Origin of the sequence: Sphingomonas sp., assembly GCF_041661825.1 — a bacterium.
In the GTDB taxonomy this organism is placed as follows: domain Bacteria; phylum Pseudomonadota; class Alphaproteobacteria; order Sphingomonadales; family Sphingomonadaceae; genus Sphingomonas.
Genome location: NZ_JBAZTU010000005.1, coordinates 200985 through 220604, shown reverse-complemented (window position 1 = coordinate 220604; position 19620 = coordinate 200985). Strand labels below are relative to the sequence as shown.

The window sequence follows — 19620 nt, the reverse complement described above, 5'->3', positions numbered from 1 at the left end:
TGAACCCGGCGGCGTGGTGCCGTCGACGACAGGAAGCTATGCCTTGACGATCTTCGCTAGTAGTCCGAGGAAATGGGATATATCCTCCCACTTTACGGGAGGATGTGATGGACCGGTTCGACGCCATGTCCGTGCTGCTGACAGTGGTGGAGGAGGGCAGCATCTCCGCCGGGGCGCGGCGCCTGCACGCACCGCTGGCGACGGTGAGCCGCAAGATCGCTGACCTCGAGCGGCATCTCGGCACGCGGCTGCTGGTACGGACCAGCCGGCGGGTCGCGCTGACCGATGCGGGGCACGGCTTTGTCGAAGCGACCCGGCAGATCCTGGAGCGGCTGGAAGAAGCGGAGCGTGCCGCCGCGGGCGAATATAGCGAACCGCGCGGCGAGCTTGCCCTGACTGCCTCAGTGATGTTCGGCCGGCGGCACGTGCTGCCGCTCGCGGCCGACTTCCTGATGGCGCACCCCCTGATCGACCTGCGCCTGTCGCTGGTCGACCGGCAGGTGAATCTGATCGAGGAGCATCTGGATATCGGCGTGCGGCTCGGGCATCTCGAGGACAGCGCGCTGATGGCGGCGAAGGTCGGCCAGGTGCGGCGGCTGATCTGCGCCAACCCGGACTATCTGGCGCGGCGCGGCATGCCACGTGTGCCGGCGGATCTGGCCGGGCATGACGGGATCAGCCTTCGCGCCTTTTCGACACAGCCTGGCTGGAACTTTCGCGGGGACAATGACGCATTGGTCGAACCGCGTCCGCGTGTCTCGCTGAACACCGTCGAAGCGGCGATCGACGCGGCGGTGGCGGGACTCGGGCTCGTCCGGCTCCTGTCCTATCAGGTGGTGGACGAACTACGGTCGGGCGCGCTGGTGCCGGTGCTGGAGGATTTCGCGCCCGGCCCGATCCCGGTGCAGCTCGTCTATGCCGGCCAGGGCATGCTGCCGGTCAAGGTCCGGGCGTTCCTCGACTGGGCAGTGCCGCGGTTGCGGGAACGGCTGGCGGCGCTGGAGGACCTCTAGGGCCTCAGCGCCCGCGCTGTTCCAGCACCCGTTCCCACGCCAGCGCGTCCTTCACGATCGTGTCGAGATCGTCGAGCGCGGGTTTCCAGTCGAGCGTCGCGAGGATCGCGCGGTTGTCGGCGATCAGTTCGGCCGGGTCGCCGGGCCGGCGGCCCTCGAGGCGGCGCTCGATCTTCATGTTGGTGACCCGGTCGACCGCGTCGAGCACCTGCTGGACCGAGAAGCCGCGGCCGTACCCCGCATTGAGGAAATGACTGCGGGTCGGCTCGGCGACCAGCAGGTCGAGCGCGGCGACATGGGCGGCCGCGAGATCGCTCACATGGATATAGTCGCGCACGCCGGTGCCGTCGGGTGTGTCGAAATCGGTGCCATAGACCGAAACGCCATCACGCTTGCCGGTCGCCGCCTCGACCGCGACCTTGATGAGATGCGTGGCGCCGGCGGTGGACTGGCCGCTGCGGCCCCTGGGGTCGGCGCCGGCGACGTTGAAATAGCGTAGCGCCGCGAAATTGATCGGATGCGCGGCGGCGACGTCGCGCAGCATTGCCTCGGTCATCAGCTTCGACATGCCATAAGGGTTGATCGGCGACTGCGGGTCGCCCTCGGCGACGGGGATCTTCTCGGGCGTGCCATAGGTCGCCGCGGTCGAGGAGAAAATGAAGTGGCGCACGCCGCTCACCACCGCGCTCTCGATCACCGCGCGGCTGGCGGCGGTGTTGTTGCGGTAATATTTGAGCGGATCGCTGACCGATTCAGGCACCACGACCGATCCGGCAAAATGCATGACCGCGCGCACATTGTGCTCGCGCATCGCGGCGCGGACCGGGCCGTCATCCTCGATATTGGCCTGGACGAGAGTGGCGCGGGGATCGACCGCCCAGTCGAAGCCGGTGACGAGATTGTCAACGACCACCACGCGGTGTCCAGCGTCGAGCAGCGCGAGGACTGCGTGGCTCCCGATATAGCCCGCACCGCCCGTAACCAGCACCGCACCGTCCAGCATCATGATCTCCCGTTAAGCCCGCCAACGCGTTAGGGCCTGCATCCACCCTCCGCAACATGGGGAGGTTGGATGCAGGCCCTTCGGTGCGACCCGGCGATGTACGTCCCTGCCCGCGCTCAGCAGCGGGCGAGGAAATCCTCCATCGCGTCATAGGCGGTGGATGTCAGGCGAAGATAGGAGCGGCGGCCGTCATAAGGATCGGCCTCGCGCACCACGAGCGCGCGCTCGATCAGCAGCTTGACCCAGCGCAGCCCGGTCGACATCGGCTTGCCCGAGCCGATCGCCGCGCTCGTCACCGAGACGCGCTTGCCGCTGGCCTGGGCGATGTACAGATCGAGCATCAGATCCCAGCCGGGATCGCCGAACAACTCGTTGCCCAGCACCTCGTCCCGCAGACGGCGCTGGTTGTGGATGTGACGGGCCTTTTCAATCAGCCCGAATTCGGTGCGCAGGCCCACCCGCATATGAGCGACTGGCAATTCCTGGATCAGCATATTGGTTTCCCCCGCTCCCCGGCGACCCGTCAACTATAAGGAACAGTGCGGGAATCCACGTTATGCCAAAGTCGGAACACCGTGTTCCACGGTGACCTGCGCCACATTTGCCGGGCGCGGCGCGCCGGAACAAGGGGGCTGGTGAAAAAATAACGAAAATTGGGAGTAATAATCGGCGGAATTCCGCCATTTATTTGATATTGGCGCGGCAAATGCCGATAATCACCTGCACCGCACTGCTTGGTCGCGACGGATGGAACACTCTTGGTGGAACACCTCCGGGGCAATATGGAACACCTCCCGGGGCTGTTTGGAACACCTTTTGGTGCGGTGTTCCACATGCGGCCGGCCCGCCCGCGCCTCGACGCGGACGGGCCGATCCCGGCATTTACTTCGCGATGCGGGTCACGCGGCCGACGCTGGTATCGCCGGCCCACATATTGTTCTGCTTGTCGAACACCCAATAGCTGGCCTCGATGAACTGGCCCTTGCCGATGCCCATGCCGTTGCCGGTGGCGCCGACGACCTTGCCGGTCTTGCGATCGAGCTTCAGGAACTGGCCGTCCTGGCCGCTGGCCATCCAGGGTTCGCCATTATGATCGAACTGGATCGCGCAGACGAGGTTCTCGGTCGCGATCTGGCGCAGATACTCGCCTTTGCTGTTGAAGATGATGATGCGGTAATCCTCGCGGTCGCCGACCCAGACGTCGCCGGTCTTGGGATCGACCCCCAGGCCATGCGCGTTCTGGAACTTGCCGCGGCCGGTATTGTGGCCGAACCACTGGCCGACATAGTTGCCGGCCTTGTCGAGATGCAGGACGCGGGCGGCGCCGATATTGTTGGTGGGATCGTCCGAATCCACCACGTTCGGACTCTCGTTGCCATGGCCTTGCGCGATGTACATGTCGCCATTGGGGCCGAAGGCGATCATCACCGGCTCCCAGAGGAGGCGCTGCGATTTGCCCTCGTCCCAGTCGCCCGGATGACCCGAGGTGCCGATGGTCTGGAGTAGCTTGCCGTCCGGGCTGACCTTCTTGACCGTCGCGTTGGCGGTATCGATCACATAGACATTGTCCTCGGCATCGACCGCCATGCCATGCGCCTTGTCGGCATGGCCGATCACGTCGTCGCCGACCGACAGAGTCAGCTTGCCGGCGGGCGAATAGCGCAGCAGCTGCGCATTGCCTGCGGGCTTGCGCTGGAACACCCAGAGATTGTTCTTCGAATCGAGCGCGACCGCGGGCACGCCGCCGATGCCGGGCGGGAGCTGGATCGGGTAGGAGAAATTATAGCCGAGCTTCTGTTCCCACTGGACGCGCTGCAGCTGGCCGCGCTGCGGACCGTTGCGGTTCTGGCAGGCAGTCGAATGGCGGCAGCCCTGGATCGAGGCGGGACGCGCACCCGCCGCGAAGGGGGCGCCCTCGGGCCGCGGAATCACCGTCACCACGCCATTGGCGTCGACCGAGGTACGGCCGCCGGGATCGGGGAAGGAGCCCTGCAGGAACCATGCGGGCGAACCGTCGACGGCCGGCCCCTTGGTCGGCGGCACCGTCTGGGCAAGCGCCGCAGTGACGATCAGCGCGGTGCCCAATGCACCGGCCGCGACGCCGGCCAGATTACGTACGTTCATTCTTACTCTCCCAAGGGGGCTGTTGATACCATGCCGGACGACCCGCCCGCTCACTTCTTCGGCGCCACCATCACGGTGACGCGGCCGACGCTGGTGTCGCCAGCGTAAAGGTTGTTCTGCTTGTCGAAGACCCAGTAGCTCGCTTCGATGAACTGGCCGGGGCCGATGCCCATGCCGTTGCCGATCGCGCCGAGCACCTTGCCGTTGCGGTCCATCTTCAGGAACTGGCCGTCCTGGCCGCTCGCCATCCAGGGATTGCCCTGGGCATCGAACTGGATCGCGCAGACCAGATTCTGCGAGACGATCGATTTCAGGAACTGGCCTTTGGCGTTGTAGACGACGATGCGATATTGCTCGCGGTCGCCGATCCAGACGTCGCCATTGGTGGGGTCGATCGCAAAGCCGTGCGCGCCCTCGAACTTGCCGCGGCCATTGGCGTTGCCATACCATTGGTTGACGAACCTGCCGGCCTTGTCGAGGTGGATGATCCGCGACGCGCCGATGTTATTGGTCGGGTCGTCCGACTCGGTATCGTTGGGACTTTCGTTGGCGTGGCCCTCCGCGATGAAGATATCGCCGGTCGGGCCGAACGCGATCATCACCGGCTGCCACAGCAGGCGCTGGCCCTTGGCCTCGTCCCAGTCGCCGGGATGGCCCGACGTACCGATCGTCTGGAGCAGCTTGCCGCCGGGGCTGACCTTCTTCGCAGTGGCCAGTGTGGTGTCGAGGATCCAGACATTGTCCTCGGCATCGACCGCCATGCCGTGCGCCTTTTCCGCATGGCCGATCACATCGTCGCCGACCGACAGGATCAGCTTGTAGTTGCGGTCGTACTTCAGGAGCTGCGGGCTGCCGACGGGCTTGCGCTGATAGACCCAGAGATTTCCTTTCGAATCCAGCCCCACGGCGGGCACACCGCCGAAGCCGGGCGGCAGATCGACCGGATAGGTGAAGCTATAGCCCATGGTCTGCGCGTACTGGACGCGCTGCAACGCCTGGCGGGCGAGGCCATGCGGGTTGTCGCAGACCGGGGAGCGGTAGCAGCCGGGGCGATAATTGCCCGAGCCCGCCGCCGCGGCGCCAGTGGGACCGCCGGGCGGCCGGGGGAAAGCGGTGACCTTTCCGCCATGTTCCACCGTCGTGCGCCCGCCCGGATCGGGGAAGGACCCTTGCAGGAACCAGGCCGGCGTGCCGTCCTTCGCCGGCCCCTTTACCGGCGCATCGGCCTGCGCAAACGCGCTGCCGGCGAACAAGGCTGCCGCCGCAATGCCGGCCAGATAATATCCGCGCATGCTCCTCTCCTCCCGCCGTTCAGCGGCTCTGCGCGGTGCTGATCGCACCGGGCCTTGTGTCGAACTTCAGGGTCGCGTCCATGTCCCGCTTCAGCGACGTGCCGTCGAAGCGGTACACCTCGATCTCCCGTGCGACGGCGCCCTGCAATAGGATTGTTCGGCTATCCTTGCTCCATGTCGCACCCTGCCCCCATTGGCCGGTCTGCGCCTGGGCGACGAGCGTCAGTATGGGGCCGTTGAGGCGATAGACCTGCAACAGGCCGAACGGGCTGAACTGCGCCGAGGTCGGGTTGGCCGAAGAGCCGTTGACCACCGTCACTTCGAGATAGCGCCCGTCGGGCGAGATCGCGACATGCTCGGGCGTCGGGCCGACCTCGACCTGGTTGACGATCTTGTCGGTCTTGAGATCGATCACGCTGACCGTGCCAATCCGCGGTCCGCGCTGCGGCGGCGTGCCCTCGGGCGGCAGAGTGCCCTGCAGGTTGGTGTTATAGGCATAGCGGCCGTCGCGGCTGAATACCGATCCGTAGGGGTTGCCGCCGGTCGGATACATCGTCCCGGTATCGGTGACCTTTGTCCCGTCGATCGCGAGGCGCCAGATGCCGTTGCCGCGCCGCTGGGTGACGAGCGCGGTCTTGCCGTCGGGCGAGATGGCGACGTCGACCGGGCCAGCCTTGGCGTCGAGCTGCAGCTTGTTGGCCAGGGTCAGCGTCTTGTTCGCGATCGAATAGACCGAGATCGTGCCCTCGCCCGTCGCCGCGACCAGCGCGAGCGTGCCCGCCCGGTTGATCGCCACGCCCGACGCGCCGTCGCCGGCCTTGATCGTCTGGATCACCTTGGGGTTGGTCGGGTCCTTCAGGTCGATGACCGAGACTGTGTCGTCGAGGATGAACTTCGAATTGTCGGCCGGATCGAGCTTCTGGCCGTTGGTGACGATCGCGAAGCTCGCGTCGCGGGCGACGCCGACGATAGTCGGCGGGCCGATCATGCTCACCGGCACCTCGACCTTGCCGATCACCCTAGGCGGATAGCTGTTGAGGTCGATGACGGTGACATTGTCGGGCTTCACGTCGCTCGGCTTCTGGCCGAGGCGCGGCTGCTTGCCGTCGTTCGCGGAGACCGCGAGCTGCGCCTGGGCGCCGCTCGCGGTCAGGCCGAGCGCGAGCCCGGCAAGGCACAGTCCGATGGACTTCATCTACTCAGCTCCTGTTCGCGGTCATTTGGGCGGCGGCATGTTGGAGCGCACGGCGAGGATGCGCGCGGGCTTCGGGCTGAGCGCCTTGTCGTTGTAGAAACCGACCGTGGTGTTGGCGCGGTAGTAATAAGCGTCGCCGGGTTTCGCCGGGAACTTGCCCTCGATCCCGTCCATGCCGCTGCCGGCGACCATCTCGCCCTTGCCGTCAAGCATGAGGTAGATCTCCTCCTGCGTCTCATGATGGTGCGGGAAGTTGGTGGCGCCCGGCGCGAACTCCATGACGAACAGGCTGATCATGACATGGCCGGTCGACAGCTTGTCGCGAGTGCTCTTCGTATCGCCCATCATCAGCCGGTAGAGCGTATCGAGCGGATGCCCGCCGACATTGACGAGCGGTACATCGGCGATGTTCGAGATCTTCAGCGTGTCCGGGATGGTGAGCGGCATGGCCTCCGGGATCTTGAAGCCCATGAACGCGGCCTTCACACCCTTGGCTCCGCCATTCAGCCCGAACTCGACGGTCGGCGGCAGATAGAGGAAATCCTCCTTCTTCACCGGGAAGGTCTTGCCGCCGTAGGAGACGGTGCCCTCGCCATCGAGGATCACGAACATATGCTCCTCGCGCGGATAGCTGACGAGGCTGCTCTTGCCGTTGGGATCGACGGTGAGCTCGCCGAAGCGGCTCATCGTGCGCAGCAATTTGGCGTTGGCATCGCCCTCTCCGAACAGCGCCTTGTAATGCGCGGTCGGGCTGCTGATCGGCACCGTGACCGGTTTCACATTAGGCACGAAGCGGTGGAGGAAGGTCGGATCGACCGTGCGATGGGGGTCGGTCTGCGAAGCGGCGGGCGTCGCGCACAACAGCAATAATGGAACCCAGATCTTCTTCATGACTAGCTCCCGAAAACCGGAGAAAATCGGCGCCCTCCCACGAAGGAGGGCGCCGCAGAGGGGGCTCAATATTTCATGCGCAGGCCCACGCTGACGACCCGGCCGAGCGGGTTGGACCCGAACGGATCATAGCCATTGGCGGTGTTGAAGAAGGGCGGCGCCTTGTCGGCAATGTTGTTCACGTCGAGATAGATCTCGCTCTCGCCGAGCGCGCCGCCCTTCGAGAATTTGTACCCGGCGTGCATGTCGAAGGTCGTCCAGGACTTCACCTTGTCGCCGCCGCCGACGACGTTGCCCGCCGCATCGAGCACCAGCAGGTTGACCGTGCCGCTGCCCCAGTTCTTGTAGGCGCCGACATGGTTGGCGAAGAACTGGAGCGAGGCGCCTTCATAGTTCCAGCCGACATTGAAGCGCGCCTGGCGCTTGATCGACGGGAAGGTCGAGTTGACGCCCACGGTGTTGAGAATGTCGAACTTCGGCCCCCCGACAAAGCCCTGCTTGAACTTCAGGAACTCGGTGACCGAACCGCCGAAGTCCAACTTGCCCACGCCGGTATTGAATTCGTAGCTGAGGGCGATGTCGAGCCCGGTCAGGTCGAGATCGAGCGCGTTGGATTGCGGACGACGGAAGACATAATAGGTCGTCGACGGCAATGCGGTGGTGATCGGTACGTCGTTGATCTGCGCCGCGAGCTGCGCCGGGGTGGCGCCGTTCGGGTAGATCGTCAGCAGATAGTTGAGCGCGCCGTTGTTCAGGATGCAGCCCGGGGCACAGGGCGAGGTGATGCCGCCACGAAGCTTGTTGTTGAACAGGGTGACCGATCCGCGGAAGCCCGACAGGAAGGTCGGTGCGAGATCGAGCCCGATCGACCAGGTCGTGCCCTTTTGCGGGCCGACCTTCGGATTGCCGGTATCGACGATCACACCCTGGATATTGCCGCCGATCGTGCAGAAGCCGTTGGCGCACGGAATGCCCGGGATATTGGCGATCGTCGGGAAGCGCGCGACCGAGACCGATGCCGTGGCACTGGTCAGCGATGCGGTGGAGTTGCTGTAGGTACCGAAGACCGGATCGCCGACCGATCGCATCGACGGCGCCACGAACGAGCGCGCCCAGTTGCCGCGAAGCTTGATGCCCTGGATGAACTCCACATTGGCGGCGAATTTCGGGTTAAACGTGCCCCCGAAATCGCTGTAGTGATCGTAGCGGCCCGAGGCGCTGAGATCGACCCGGTACAGGAAGGTGTCCATGTCCGGCGACACGACCGGGATCAGGAGCTCGCCGTAAGCCGACTGCACCTGACGATCGAGCGGGAAATAACGCTGAGTCGAACCCAGGCTGGCCGGCCCCGAATTGAGCGGACGCACCACGGTCGTGTTCAGGACCCAGTTCTGCAATTCGCCGCCGACCGCGACTTTCACCGCGCCGCCGGGCAGATCGAACAGCGAGCCGTCGATGCCCGCGCGGAACTGACGGATGGTGCTGACATGGCTGATCGAGCTTCGGCTGTCGGTGAGCATCGCGCGCACCGCCGCCGAGGTCCGGTTGGTTGCCGCGGGGTTCCACACGTCGAGCGCGTTGGCGGTGGTGAGCGGCAGGTTGAGCGGGATCAGGTTGGTGCCCGCGACCGGCGTGGTCATGCTGCCATTGGTCTGCACCGTGCCGTTCAGGGCAAGGGTCGCGCAGCTCGTGCAGAGGCTGCCTTCCGACACCTGGGAGGTGCGATCCTCACCGAACAGGGCCATGGCGGTGAAGCGGAAATTCTCGGTGAAATTCCACTCGGCGTTGGCGGTCGCGATATAGGTCTTCGCACCATTGTCGGTGAACGCGCCCGGACCGAGCAACTGATCCGCGTTCCAGCGGATGGTTTGCTTGAAGGCGGCCGGATTGCGCGTGACGCCGTCGGCCAGGGTGTCCGAAATGCCGGGCGGATTCACATAGAAGGGGTTGGCCTGCGCGGTGTCGCGGAACACGGTGGCCTGGATGCCGCCGCGGGCGTTGTTGGTAAGGGTATCGCGATCCGAATAGACGAAATCGGCCGACAGGGTCAGCGTGTCGGTGATGTCCTGCGACAGCTTGACCATGGCATTGTAGCGGCGCTCGCGCCCGATACGATCGCCGAAGGGCTGGTTGTCGCAAGGCGCATTGGCGGGGATATTGGCGTAGCTTTGCGCCGCCGTCGCGGTCGCCGAGGGATAGATATTGCCGGCGCCGTTCAGCTGGATGGTGGCGGGCGAACAGTTGAAGCTCTGGAAGTTGGTGCCGCCCTCGTCGCGATGGTCGGGCTGCAGATAGGGCCGGTTGTCATAGTCGTACGGCACTGCGCTGGAGCGGGAGAAGCCGAGGCCCAGCGTGACATAACCGCTGTCCCAGCTCTTTCCCCCGAGCAGGCCGAGCGCGACGGTGCGGTAGCTATGGCCGAAACCGACCTGCGCCGTGCCCATCACCCCGTTGTAGCGCTTGCGCGTGATGAAGTTGACCACGCCGGCGACTGCGTCCGAGCCATAGGTCGCGGAGGAGCCTTCGGCGAGGACCTCGACGCGTTCGAGCATGATCGGCGGGACGATCGACGGATCGGGCAAGGCCAGCGAGGTGTGGCCGAGCGGAATGCGGTGGCCGTCGATCAGCACCAACGTGGAGTTCGACGCCGAGGAGCCAAGGCTGTGGATGGTCGGCGCATAATAGGAGTTGCCGGCATTCTGACCGACGCCGCCGCTGCCGATGCCGGTGATCGCCGGCACGGTCTTGAGGATCTGCTGGACGTTGATCGCGCCGGTTTCCTCGATCGCCTCTCGACCGACCGACACGAGATTGCCGCCGACCGGAGGGGCGCCGCGGATGCTGGTGCCGGTGACGATGATGTCTTCCGGGTTCGCATCGGACGAATCCGCCGCCTGTTCAGCCTGGATGGTCTCCGGCGTGGCCGCCGGCGTCACCTGCGCCCAGGCCGTGGCCGACCAGGACGTCGCTGTCAGAAGGATGAGTTTGGATGCGCCAAACAACAGGCCGCTATAGGATTTTGCCATTTTCAGTCTCCCCTTTTTTGATTTTTCCGGGCCATTTTTAGCCTCGAAATGGTGGTAAATTCTCCGTATTATCAGCGATCTAGTGTCGCATATTGGTGGGTTCTGCCGACCCCCATCGGCAGTCTCGTTCGTAATGCATACACATTACTCTGCGTGCATGCATCTTCCCATTCACTGATACTGTCAATAGATTCGTCAGCCCGCTTCGGGGCGCCAACTCGCGTCTCTCACCTGCGGAGCGATGCCCGTCGCGGCGCCATTCTGCGATCGACCAGCGCCTTTCAGCGACGCGCCAATCAGCTTATGAAGTCGTCATGCCACGGAGGGATCAGAACGAGCTTCGCATGCGGATCGTCATCGAGCAGCCGGTCGTCGGCGTGCGCCACAGCTTGCAGGCCGGGGACGACCAACCGCTCGATCCGAAATTGTCCGGCGCGGGCGAGCCTTTGGCGTTCGATTTCACGATCCGCGTCGGGCCAGGCCCGAAATTCTTCGGCGATCAGGTAAGACGTGAGGGCCCGGAGCGCCGGTTCGTCTATATCCGTATCGGGCAATTGGCCGGCGACCCGTCCTCGCCCTGGTCTCGCCGGATGAAGATCGACATCCACGATATCGAGCAGGACCTGCTGGATCGCGCAGCGGGCGGCGGTGTCATCGAAATATCGGTCAACGGGACCGGCAAGGACGGCACTCCCGCTTGCGCCACGGTGCGGCCGGCAGGACGACGGATCGCCTAGCGCCAAAAAAAAGGGCCGTCCGTGTGGACGACCCCCGAGGAGAGTCCGAGGTCGACCGCTCAGACAGGCATTTTCCGCTTGGTGAATTCGCGGCCCATGATCGCGACGTCCTCGCCGCCCTGCCCCGCCGCCACGACCATGCAGCCGTCCTTGATCTGCTGGATCACGTTGTTGTGGCCCGGCTCGGTCTCGGCGGCGTTGAGGAACATGACCTTGTTCTTCTTGCACTCGGCCAGCACCTTGGCGCGGACCGCTTCCATATTGGGCAGCGCGGAGACGTCCTCGACCACCTTCCCCGCCGCATCGCGCACCACGGGATGACCGGACAGGCCGCCATCCTCCACGCCGTGATAGCCGTTCAGCCAGAGATTATGGTCGCCCGGGCCCCATTCGGCCATGGCCAGGCCGGGGAGCGCCAGAGTCTGCGCGACGGTCTTGTCGGCATAGGTATCCTCGATCTTCACCCCGAACATGATCTCGCCGCGCGGGTTGAGCGGCCAGAGATCGGCGATGTGCTGATAAGTGCCGCCCGACACGCCCCAGATGTCCGCGGCATAGCTGGCGCTGTTGCCGCGCAGGCCCCGCATCGCGACCTTGGGGGTGTTGGGGAAGTCGGGGAAGGGATAGCGCGCGCCCATATGCATATAGGTCTCGATCGCCTTGGGATCGCGCGCGTGGCAGATATGGATGCCCATCACGCCGGTGCAGAGCAGTTGCTCGATCACCCAGGTATTGGCGCGGGCATAGGGCTCGTCGAGGCCGATGATCGGCGGCGAGACGAACACCGTGGGGAGCCGGTGGCCGGATTTGGTGCCGCCGCCGTCCTTCAGGCCGCGCATGAATTCGCGCAATTCCTTCAGGTCGAAACAGCCATGCTCCATCTCGTAGCTGATCGCGTCCGCCCAGGTCTTGCACATCTTCTTGCCCTGTTCGTACGGATCGACGTTCGGGCCGACGCCTGAGCCGGTGTAGTAAATCGGCTGACCGTCCTCCCACAGCTCGATGCACTTGTTCAGCCGGCGCGGCTTGTAGTTCATGTCCACCGACGAGGGCTGCTTGCCGGTGTTGATCGGGCGGGCGGCGCGGTTCTGCGCCACGGCCTGAGTCGCGGCGATGCCGACGCCGACGGCGGCACCGGCCATCAGGAGTTCGCGCTTGTTGATGTCCATGAGCTTCCCCTTTGTTGCTGGAGGTGGATCGGAAAGGGCGTGTCCAGCAGCGCGGCCCTCCGCATCTGGTCAGCGGCTGGTCGCGACGGCGATCGCGCCCGGCCGGGCATCGAACTTCAGGGTCGCGGCGGCATCCTGGGTCAGACCGGCCTTGCCGTCGAAACGATAGACCTCGATCGCCCGGGTCATCGCGCATTGCAGCAGCACGGTTCGGTTGTTCGCGCTGAACACTGCACCCTGGCACCAGGCGCCGCTATGCGCCTCGGCGACCCGGGTCAGATTAGTGCCCTGGACGCTGTAGATCTGGAGCAGGCCGTAAGGATGATAGCCCGGCGCGGTCGCCTGCGCCGCCGAGCCATTGGCGACGACCACCGCGAGATATTTCCCGTCCGCCGACAAAGCGACATGTTCGGGCGTCTGGCCGACATCGACATTGTTGACTGCACCGGTCTTGAGATCGACTGCAGCGACGGTGCCGATCCGCGGCGTGCCGTCGCGCGCGGGCGGCGCGGCGCCGGGCGCAAGTGGCCGGCCGCCGAGATTGGTGTTGTAAGTGTAGCGTCCGTCAGGGCTGTAGACGACGCCGTAAGGCTGCTGCCCCACGTCGATCGTCGCGCCGGCCAGTCCGACCTGCTTGCCCATAACCGAGAGCAGGATCAGCTTGTTCGCCTGCTGGCCGACGACCATCGCAGTCTTGCCGTCGGGCGCGAAAGAGACATCGGTCGGCCGGGTCTTGGCCTCCAACTGGAGCTTGCCTTCGGGCGTCAACCGGTTGCCGGCGATGGAGTAGATCGAGATGGTGTCGTCGCCGGTGCTCGCGACCAGGGCGAGCGTGCCGGCATGGTTGATCGCCACCCCGCTCGCGCCAGGCCCCGCCTGCACGGCCTGCACCACGCGCGGCGATGCCGGTCTGGCGAGGTCGATCACCGAGACCTGATCGTTCAGTTCGATATCGGCCGCCGCGTTCAGCCGCTGCGCCGCGGTCACCAGGGCGAAGCGGCCGTTGCGGGCGACCGCCACCGCCGCCGGCGGGCCGATCATGCTCGCCGGGACGGGGATGGTTGCCAGGGTCTTCGGCGCGGCCCCGCGCAGGTCGATGATCGACACCGTATCCGGGGTGCGCGTTTCCTTGCCCTCGTTCGGGCGGAGTTGTTTGCCGTCATTGGCCGAGACGGCGATCTGAGCATGGAGTTGAGGGGAGCCCGCCAGCAACAGCGCGGCGACGATCAGGCTGGATGCGGACTTCATGGGCTCCCCTTCTTTCATTTCATGACGTCGACTTGTGCTTAGAAGTTCGCCCGGAAGCCGACCGAGACGAGGCGGCCGAGCAGGTTCGAGGTGAAGCCGTTGAAGCCCCAGGCGCCGACGCCGCCAGCGCCGGTGGTGTTGCCATTGTAGAAGGGCGGTTCCCGGTCGAAGAGGTTCTTCACGTCGAGATAGATCTGGCTGCCGTTGAGGAAGCTGCCCTTGAACTCATAGGCAGCGTGCAGATCGACCGTGAAGTCCGGCTTCACATGGTCGCCGCCACCGATGGGGTTGCCGTCGGAGCCAAGCGTCACCGGCTTGACCGATGTCTGGATCCAGTTGCGATAGGCGCCGGTATAGTTGCCGAACAGATCGAGCGAGAAGCCGCCCATCTCCCAGCCGAGCTGGCCGCGTCCCTTGGTCTGGATCGACGGGAACTGCGAGTTATAGCCCGAGGTGTTGAGGATGCTGAACGGCTTGTCGCCGAAATCCTGCATGAAGCGGGTGAAATAGGTAAGCGACCCGCCAATGGTGAAGGTGCCCGCTCCCGATGTCGGCATGCGATAGTTGAACTGGGCGTCGATGCCCTGGACGTTGAGGTTGAGCACGTTGCCGACGTCGCGGTTGATCAGGAAATACACCGTCGATGGCAAGGTCGCCGCGGTGGTCGCGCCGTTCGCCACATTGGTGAAGGTCCGGATCTGGTCGGCGGTGCAGCTGGTCGGGCAGATCGTCAGCCGGTCGTGCAGCGCGGCCGAGTTGATGATCAGCGGCTGCGCCGGCGATGCCACGCCGCCCTTGAACACGTTCGCCCAATAAGTGACGTTCATGGTGAAACCGGGGATGAAATCCGGGTTCAGGTCGAGACCGACCGACCAGCTGCTGCCGGTCTGCGGCACGACGCCAGCAAAGCCCGCACCGAGCGACCGGTCGAGACCCTCACGCCCGGTATTCGCGCCGACGCGGCAGGTGACCGTCGCCGTTTCGCAGCCCGGAAGCAGCTTCACCTCCGGATAGGCGGCGACCGGCACGTCGAGCACGGCGCTGGCGCCGGTACCGGTCGCCCCGCGCAGATAGCCCTGGCGCGCGTCGCCGATCTGGTTGAGCGGCGGCGCCACGAAGGATTCCGCCCAGTTGCCGCGGATCTTGATCCAGTCGTTGATCTGCCAGTTGGCCGCGACCTTCGGGTTGGTGGTCGATCCGAAGTCGCTGTAATGATCGATGCGGCCGGAGATGCTCAGGTCGAACTTCTTGACCAGCGGGACGTCCATGTCCTCGCCGACCACCGGAATATAGACTTCCAGATAGCCCGACTTCACGTTGCGCGGACCCAGGTTCATGATGAAGTTGGTGTAGCCGGTGCCCGTGCTGTTCGGGTTGAGGCCGTACACGTCCTGGGTGACGTGCATGAATTCGCCGCCGGCCGCCATGCGCAGTGCGCCGCCCGGCAGATCGAACAGCTCGCCCTGCGCCTCCAACTTGAGCTGGTACATGTTGTTCTGGTGTTCGTTGTTGGTGTTGTTCGTATAGAGATACTGCCACACCGCCGCCGAAGTGCGGTTGTTGCCGAGGCCGTTCCAGACATCGAGTGCGTTCGTGGTGGTCAGGGCCTGGCTGACCGAGCCGGTCTGGCCCGGCTGCGGCAGGACGCTCGATATCGTGCCGTTCAGCGCCGGCGATCCATTGAGCGACAAGGTAGCGCAGGTGCTGCAGAAAGTGTTCCGCCCGCGCTGGTAGCTGTTGGAGCGGGCAAGCACGCCGCTGGCGGTCAGCGACCATTTGTCGGTGACCTTATAGTCGACCACGCCGGTCGTGTAGAAGGTCGTGTTCTGATAGTTGTTGGTGCCGTAATTCCCGCTCGGGGTCAGCGCCAGCCAGTTGACCAGTTCCTGCGTGAAGCCCGATCCGGCGGGTGCGCGGAAGAACGGGTTGATCTGCGTGCCCTTGCCCGATCCGTCGCCGAACGTCTGTGCGTTCGACAGCGTGCCCGGCGTGCCCGTCGAGAAATGCTGCAGGTGGTTGAACACGAACTTGCCGGTGAAGGTGATGCGATCGCCCAGCTCCTGGTTGACCACGACGAGCACGCCCTCGCGCTGCACGCCCGGCACGGCGCTGCCGTAGATCGTGGTGTTGCACATGCCGTTGGCCGCCTGGTTGTTCGGCAGGGTCGAAGTGGCGTCGGCGCTCGGATAGATCACGGTCGCGGCCGAGCTGCCGCGGATCGTGGCGGGGGAGCAGTTATAGGTGTTGGTGTTGCTGCCGCCGATGTCGCGATAGTCGCCGCGGCTCAGGAACGTCCTTTTGTCGTTGGTGATCTCCTGCTGCTTCAGGAACTGCCCGGCGATATAGACGCCGCCGGTATCCCATTTGGTGCCCCAGATGCCGTTGAGATCGTAGCTGCGATAATTATCGGCAAAACCGACCCGGCCGTTGACCTGAACACCCTCGAAGGTCTTGCGCGTGATGAAGTTGACCACGCCGGCGACCGCGTCGGACCCGTAGATCGAGGAGGCACCGTCAGCCAGCACCTCGACCCGCTGCAGTGCCGGGGTCGGGATGATGTTGGGATCGGTCTGGGCATATTGCAGGCCGCCACCGGGCATGCGCAGCCCATCGATCAGCGCGAGCGTGGTGTTGCTGCCGCTGCCCGCGAGGCTGTGGATCTGCGGCGCATAATAGGAATAGGAGCTCTGCGCCTGCGGGGTCGAGCCGGCAGTGGTGATCGCAGGGACTGTGTTGACGAGTTCCGTGGTCGAGGTCGCGGCTGTCTTGGCGAGCGCTTCCTGACCGACCGACACTAGGTTCGAGCCGACCGGCGCGACGCCGCGGATTGCCGACCCGGTGACCACGATGTCGGCAGCCAGGTCGGCTGCGTCCTGGTCAGGCGCCTCCTGGCCCGAACCGGCCGATGGCGGCACCGGAGAATTCTGCGCCACTGCCGCCGCCGGGGTCTGCTCCTGTGCTACGGCCGCGGGGCCGAACACGAACATGGCTGCAAGTGCGATGGTCGAACCGCTCAGCTTGAGCATGGGCAACACCTTGGTCACTGTTTCTTCTCCCCGGTTGATTCTGTGGGTCGCGATCAGGAGGCTCCGGCGCAGCGCGGCGCGGCCTGGCGAGCGGCGTGAGAGGTGTCGTGGCTGAACGGTGCAGCGTCGCGGCCTTCGGGCTCCCGGCAAGCGGGCACGAGGCTCCGGCAACGGGTCGCGATGCGAATCCCGGTCAAGGCATTCTCCCCTTTTCATCTCGCCGCGGCTTTTGCCGTTGACGTCGCTGGCGCCGGTTATCCCGTCACCCGCCTGTCTCCCGAGTCCGGGGGACAGTTCTCTTGGATACAATTCTGATCGTTGAATACAAGATGCTATTTTGTGCTGCATTGCGACACGAAAAATACGATTTATTTGACGAGCGATGCGCTCAACTGACCGGATCACCACTGATCGCGCCTAAAGACCCCGACCCGGGCGGGCGCCCATCATGATTTTTGCTCATGGATCTCGTAACTTACTAAACACCGTCTTCAGCCTTTCGAACGAGTCGCCTTGCTCGTCAGGCGCACGCGCGCGGCGGCAAATAGCGGAGTCGTGCTGCCTTTCTGTGCGCAATAAAGTACAACCGGATTCCAAGGCTTCTTTCGGCTGGTGTGCTGGCCATGGACTCCGCGCCGTCTTGCAGCAAATGTATTGAACTCATAATAATTGTATGCAAATTTTGCCGAACGGCCCCGGGCTGGTTCGACCATCCCTCCGGGCCCAAGCAAAGGGGGAATCGAAGCAGCGGAAAATGCGTGCCCCGCCGATACCTGAGCACATCCCCGGCCATGGCGGATGCGACAATCACAAGAACAAGGGAGAGATGCAGTGAGAAAGCTATTACTGGCCGCCGCCCTGGGCGCGTCCGCGCTCGCGATGGCGACACCCGCCCAGGCCCAGACCCAGGCGACGAAAGAGGAAATCCTGTTCTACACCTCGGACTGGACCGGGGAGCGCTTCCCCGACGGCCGGCCCAAGGTACCCGACGCGATCCTCAAGCGCCTGCTCGACGTCAACACGGAAGAGGCGTGGGGCATCCTCCGCCAGGCCGGCTACAACAACCAGTTCGAGGGCGGCTTCCAGATGGTGCATAACGACCGGCCGTTCGTCGGCCGGGCGCTGACCGTCCAGTACCTTCCCATGCGCCCCGACATGAACAAGGCGATCAGCGCGCTCGGCGTGAAGGAGAAGCGTTCCGGCGGCCATAACAGCTGGCCGATCGACATGCTCCAGGTCGGCGACGTCTATGTCGGCGACGGTTACGGCAAGATCATCGACGGCACCCTGATCGGCGACAATCTCGGCAACTCGATCTACGCCAAGTCGAAGACCGGCGTGGTGTTCGACGCCGGCGTGCGCGACGTCGCCGGCCTCGCCGCGATCGACGGGTTCAACGCCTTCACCCGTGGCTACGACCCCTCGGCGATTCGCGAGATGGAGATGGTCCGCATCAACGGGCCGATCCGCATCGGTCGCGCCACCGTGCTGCCGGGCGACCTGATCCTGGCGAAGCGCGAGGGCGTCGTCTTCATCCCGGCGATCATGGCCGAGAAGGTCGTGAAGGGCGCCGAATACATCGCGATGCGCGACGGCTTCGGCCACCAGATGCTGCGCGAGCAGCGTTTCACGCCGGGCGAGATCGACCAGAAATGGACGCCGGCGATCAATGCCGCCTTCCTCAAATGGGTCGACGAGCATCCCGACCAGATGAAGATGAGCAAGGCCGAGCTCGCCGAGATGATGAAGGGGCGCGAATAGCCCGAACCGCATTCGGAAAAGAGAGGGGCGGCCTCGCGGCCGCCCCTTTTTTCGTCAGCCGATATCGCTCAACCTCATTCGACTCGTGTCGTTGTCGAGCTTTGCCGACACGAACCATCGCCCCTCTCCAGTGGGAGAGGATGAAGGCGCCGCATCTGAATGGCGACCCGCCCTACTCGAACTCCACCCGGAAGATCTTCCCGCTCGACTTGCTCGCCCGATCCGGCCAGCCGGGATGGATCCCGGCGTCGCAGCCATACATCACCCCGTCCCGGAAGGTCAGGCCGTGCGGGTCGGCGCTGCCGGGGACGAACTCGGCGGTCTCGAGCAGCCGGCCGGTCGCAAGCTCGTATTTGGCGAGGCCCGGCTTGAAGTTGGGATCGGTGTTCGAATCGCCGGTGACGATCCAGATCGCCTCGCCGTTCACCGCGAGGCCGTGCAGGCGCGGCGCCTGGCACGGGATGAACAGCTCGGGCACCCAGCTCTTCGGATCGAGCTTGAGGATGCCCCGCATGCGCAATGCCGTGATGTAGAGCTTGCCGCCGGCATAAGCGACGCCGTGGCAGCCGCCGCCATTGTCGGCCGGCCCCAGCGGAATCTGGCGATGGCTGACGGTCCGCCCGTTCAGATCGGTTTCGAAGATACCGTTAGGCGCGGCATTGGCACCCATCCAGAGATGCCCGCCGCCGAATGCCATGCCGCTGGTGTTCTTCGACTCGGTCTTGACCTTGCGCAGTATCTTGCCGCTCCAGTCGACCAGATAACAATCGTTCGACACGCCGACGCCTTCCGCCGTCAGCTGCTCCGCGACCCACAGCCCCTCTGGCTGCGAATCGATCGCATTGGGATAGCCTTCCGGACTGAGGAACAGGTCGGTGGTGCGTACCTTGCGATGCGGCACAATGGCGGCCGGGCGCGTCTCGCGTGCGATCCGGGCGGCGTCCCTGTCCTTCCTTGCCTGGTCGGTGTCCTGCGCCGTCGCCACCCGTCCCAGACCAAGGCCTAGTCCGATACCAAGGCCAGCCCGCAGGAATTCGCGCTTGTCCATCAATCCTCTCCCCTGTTTTTCGTGTACGCACGACTCGTCTGGATCGTTCACCCCCGACTTTAGTCGCGTATTTTTTCATCCATTTTG

General features: G+C 64.7%; 14 protein-coding genes. 3 read left to right on the top strand and 11 right to left on the bottom strand.

Translation table 11 applies throughout. The features are described 5' to 3' along the window. Positions 1-107 precede the first annotated feature (107 nt). A complete protein-coding gene (locus WC729_RS23240) occupies positions 108-1013 on the top strand; it encodes a LysR family transcriptional regulator (RefSeq protein ID WP_372856833.1) in 906 nt (301 codons plus the stop codon). Positions 1014-1017: 4 nt separating this feature from the next. On the opposite strand, the gene galE is transcribed toward WC729_RS23240, so the two are convergent. The 7 genes from galE to WC729_RS23205 form a co-directional block, all read right to left on the bottom strand. Continuing rightward, positions 1018-2016: a UDP-glucose 4-epimerase GalE gene (gene galE, locus WC729_RS23235; RefSeq protein WP_372856832.1), complete on the bottom strand. Its 999-nt coding sequence runs from the start codon at positions 2014-2016 to the stop codon at positions 1018-1020. A 116-nt stretch (positions 2017-2132) separates the two neighbouring features. Then, positions 2133-2510, bottom strand: coding sequence for a hypothetical protein (locus tag WC729_RS23230; protein WP_372856831.1), 378 nt, complete (start codon positions 2508-2510; stop codon positions 2133-2135). A 388-nt stretch (positions 2511-2898) separates the two neighbouring features. Beyond that, positions 2899-4140 (bottom strand): hypothetical protein, encoded by a 1242-nt coding sequence (locus tag WC729_RS23225; protein WP_372856830.1) that lies wholly within the window; start codon positions 4138-4140, stop codon positions 2899-2901. A 50-nt stretch (positions 4141-4190) separates the two neighbouring features. Then, the gene (locus WC729_RS23220; protein ID WP_372856829.1) at positions 4191-5432 is read right to left on the bottom strand and encodes a hypothetical protein; all 1242 of its coding nucleotides are present in this window, start codon (positions 5430-5432) and stop codon (positions 4191-4193) included. 19 nt (positions 5433-5451) lie between these two features. Further along, complete coding sequence (locus WC729_RS23215) at positions 5452-6627, bottom strand: hypothetical protein (protein WP_372856828.1); 1176 nt, start codon at positions 6625-6627, stop codon at positions 5452-5454. 21 nt (positions 6628-6648) lie between these two features. Next, complete coding sequence (locus WC729_RS23210; RefSeq protein ID WP_372856827.1) at positions 6649-7518, bottom strand: cupin domain-containing protein; 870 nt, start codon at positions 7516-7518, stop codon at positions 6649-6651. 65 nt (positions 7519-7583) lie between these two features. Further along, entirely contained in the window at positions 7584-10544 is a 2961-nt protein-coding gene (locus WC729_RS23205) for a TonB-dependent receptor domain-containing protein (protein ID WP_372856826.1), read from the bottom strand. 314 nt (positions 10545-10858) lie between these two features. Here WC729_RS23205 and WC729_RS23200 point away from each other — a divergent pair, with 314 nt between their 5' ends. Further along, positions 10859-11281 carry a DUF5990 family protein gene (locus WC729_RS23200; RefSeq protein ID WP_372856825.1) on the top strand — a complete coding sequence of 141 codons (423 nt, stop codon included), beginning with the start codon at positions 10859-10861 and terminating at the stop codon, positions 11279-11281. Positions 11282-11340: 59 nt separating this feature from the next. On the opposite strand, the gene WC729_RS23195 is transcribed toward WC729_RS23200, so the two are convergent. The 3 genes from WC729_RS23195 to WC729_RS23185 form a co-directional block, all read right to left on the bottom strand. Continuing rightward, on the bottom strand, positions 11341-12450 hold the full coding sequence (locus WC729_RS23195; protein ID WP_372856824.1) for a hypothetical protein: 1110 nt from the start codon (positions 12448-12450) through the stop codon (positions 11341-11343). A gap of 69 nt (positions 12451-12519) precedes the next feature. Continuing rightward, on the bottom strand, positions 12520-13698 hold the full coding sequence (locus WC729_RS23190) for a YncE family protein (RefSeq protein WP_372856823.1): 1179 nt from the start codon (positions 13696-13698) through the stop codon (positions 12520-12522). Between the two features lie 38 nt (positions 13699-13736). Then, positions 13737-16742: a TonB-dependent receptor domain-containing protein gene (locus WC729_RS23185; RefSeq protein ID WP_372856822.1), complete on the bottom strand. Its 3006-nt coding sequence runs from the start codon at positions 16740-16742 to the stop codon at positions 13737-13739. An 813-nt stretch (positions 16743-17555) separates the two neighbouring features. Here WC729_RS23185 and WC729_RS23180 point away from each other — a divergent pair. Further along, on the top strand, positions 17556-18485 hold the full coding sequence (locus WC729_RS23180) for an RraA family protein (RefSeq protein WP_372856821.1): 930 nt from the start codon (positions 17556-17558) through the stop codon (positions 18483-18485). 172 nt (positions 18486-18657) lie between these two features. Here WC729_RS23180 and WC729_RS23175 read toward each other — a convergent pair whose 3' ends face one another. Continuing rightward, positions 18658-19533, bottom strand: coding sequence for a hypothetical protein (locus WC729_RS23175; RefSeq protein ID WP_372856820.1), 876 nt, complete (start codon positions 19531-19533; stop codon positions 18658-18660). Positions 19534-19620: the final 87 nt, after the last annotated feature.

Coding starts and splice junctions, on each gene's coding strand:
- WC729_RS23240 (WP_372856833.1), top strand. CDS start 108: ATGGACCGGTTCGACGCCATGTCCGTGCTGCTGACAGTGGTGGAGGAG.
- galE (WP_372856832.1), bottom strand. CDS start 2,016: ATGCTGGACGGTGCGGTGCTGGTTACGGGCGGTGCGGGCTATATCGGG.
- WC729_RS23230 (WP_372856831.1), bottom strand. CDS start 2,510: ATGCTGATCCAGGAATTGCCAGTCGCTCATATGCGGGTGGGCCTGCGC.
- WC729_RS23225 (WP_372856830.1), bottom strand. CDS start 4,140: ATGAACGTACGTAATCTGGCCGGCGTCGCGGCCGGTGCATTGGGCACC.
- WC729_RS23220 (WP_372856829.1), bottom strand. CDS start 5,432: ATGCGCGGATATTATCTGGCCGGCATTGCGGCGGCAGCCTTGTTCGCC.
- WC729_RS23215 (WP_372856828.1), bottom strand. CDS start 6,627: ATGAAGTCCATCGGACTGTGCCTTGCCGGGCTCGCGCTCGGCCTGACC.
- WC729_RS23210 (WP_372856827.1), bottom strand. CDS start 7,518: ATGAAGAAGATCTGGGTTCCATTATTGCTGTTGTGCGCGACGCCCGCC.
- WC729_RS23205 (WP_372856826.1), bottom strand. CDS start 10,544: ATGGCAAAATCCTATAGCGGCCTGTTGTTTGGCGCATCCAAACTCATC.
- WC729_RS23200 (WP_372856825.1), top strand. CDS start 10,859: ATGCCACGGAGGGATCAGAACGAGCTTCGCATGCGGATCGTCATCGAG.
- WC729_RS23195 (WP_372856824.1), bottom strand. CDS start 12,450: ATGGACATCAACAAGCGCGAACTCCTGATGGCCGGTGCCGCCGTCGGC.
- WC729_RS23190 (WP_372856823.1), bottom strand. CDS start 13,698: ATGAAGTCCGCATCCAGCCTGATCGTCGCCGCGCTGTTGCTGGCGGGC.
- WC729_RS23175 (WP_372856820.1), bottom strand. CDS start 19,533: ATGGACAAGCGCGAATTCCTGCGGGCTGGCCTTGGTATCGGACTAGGC.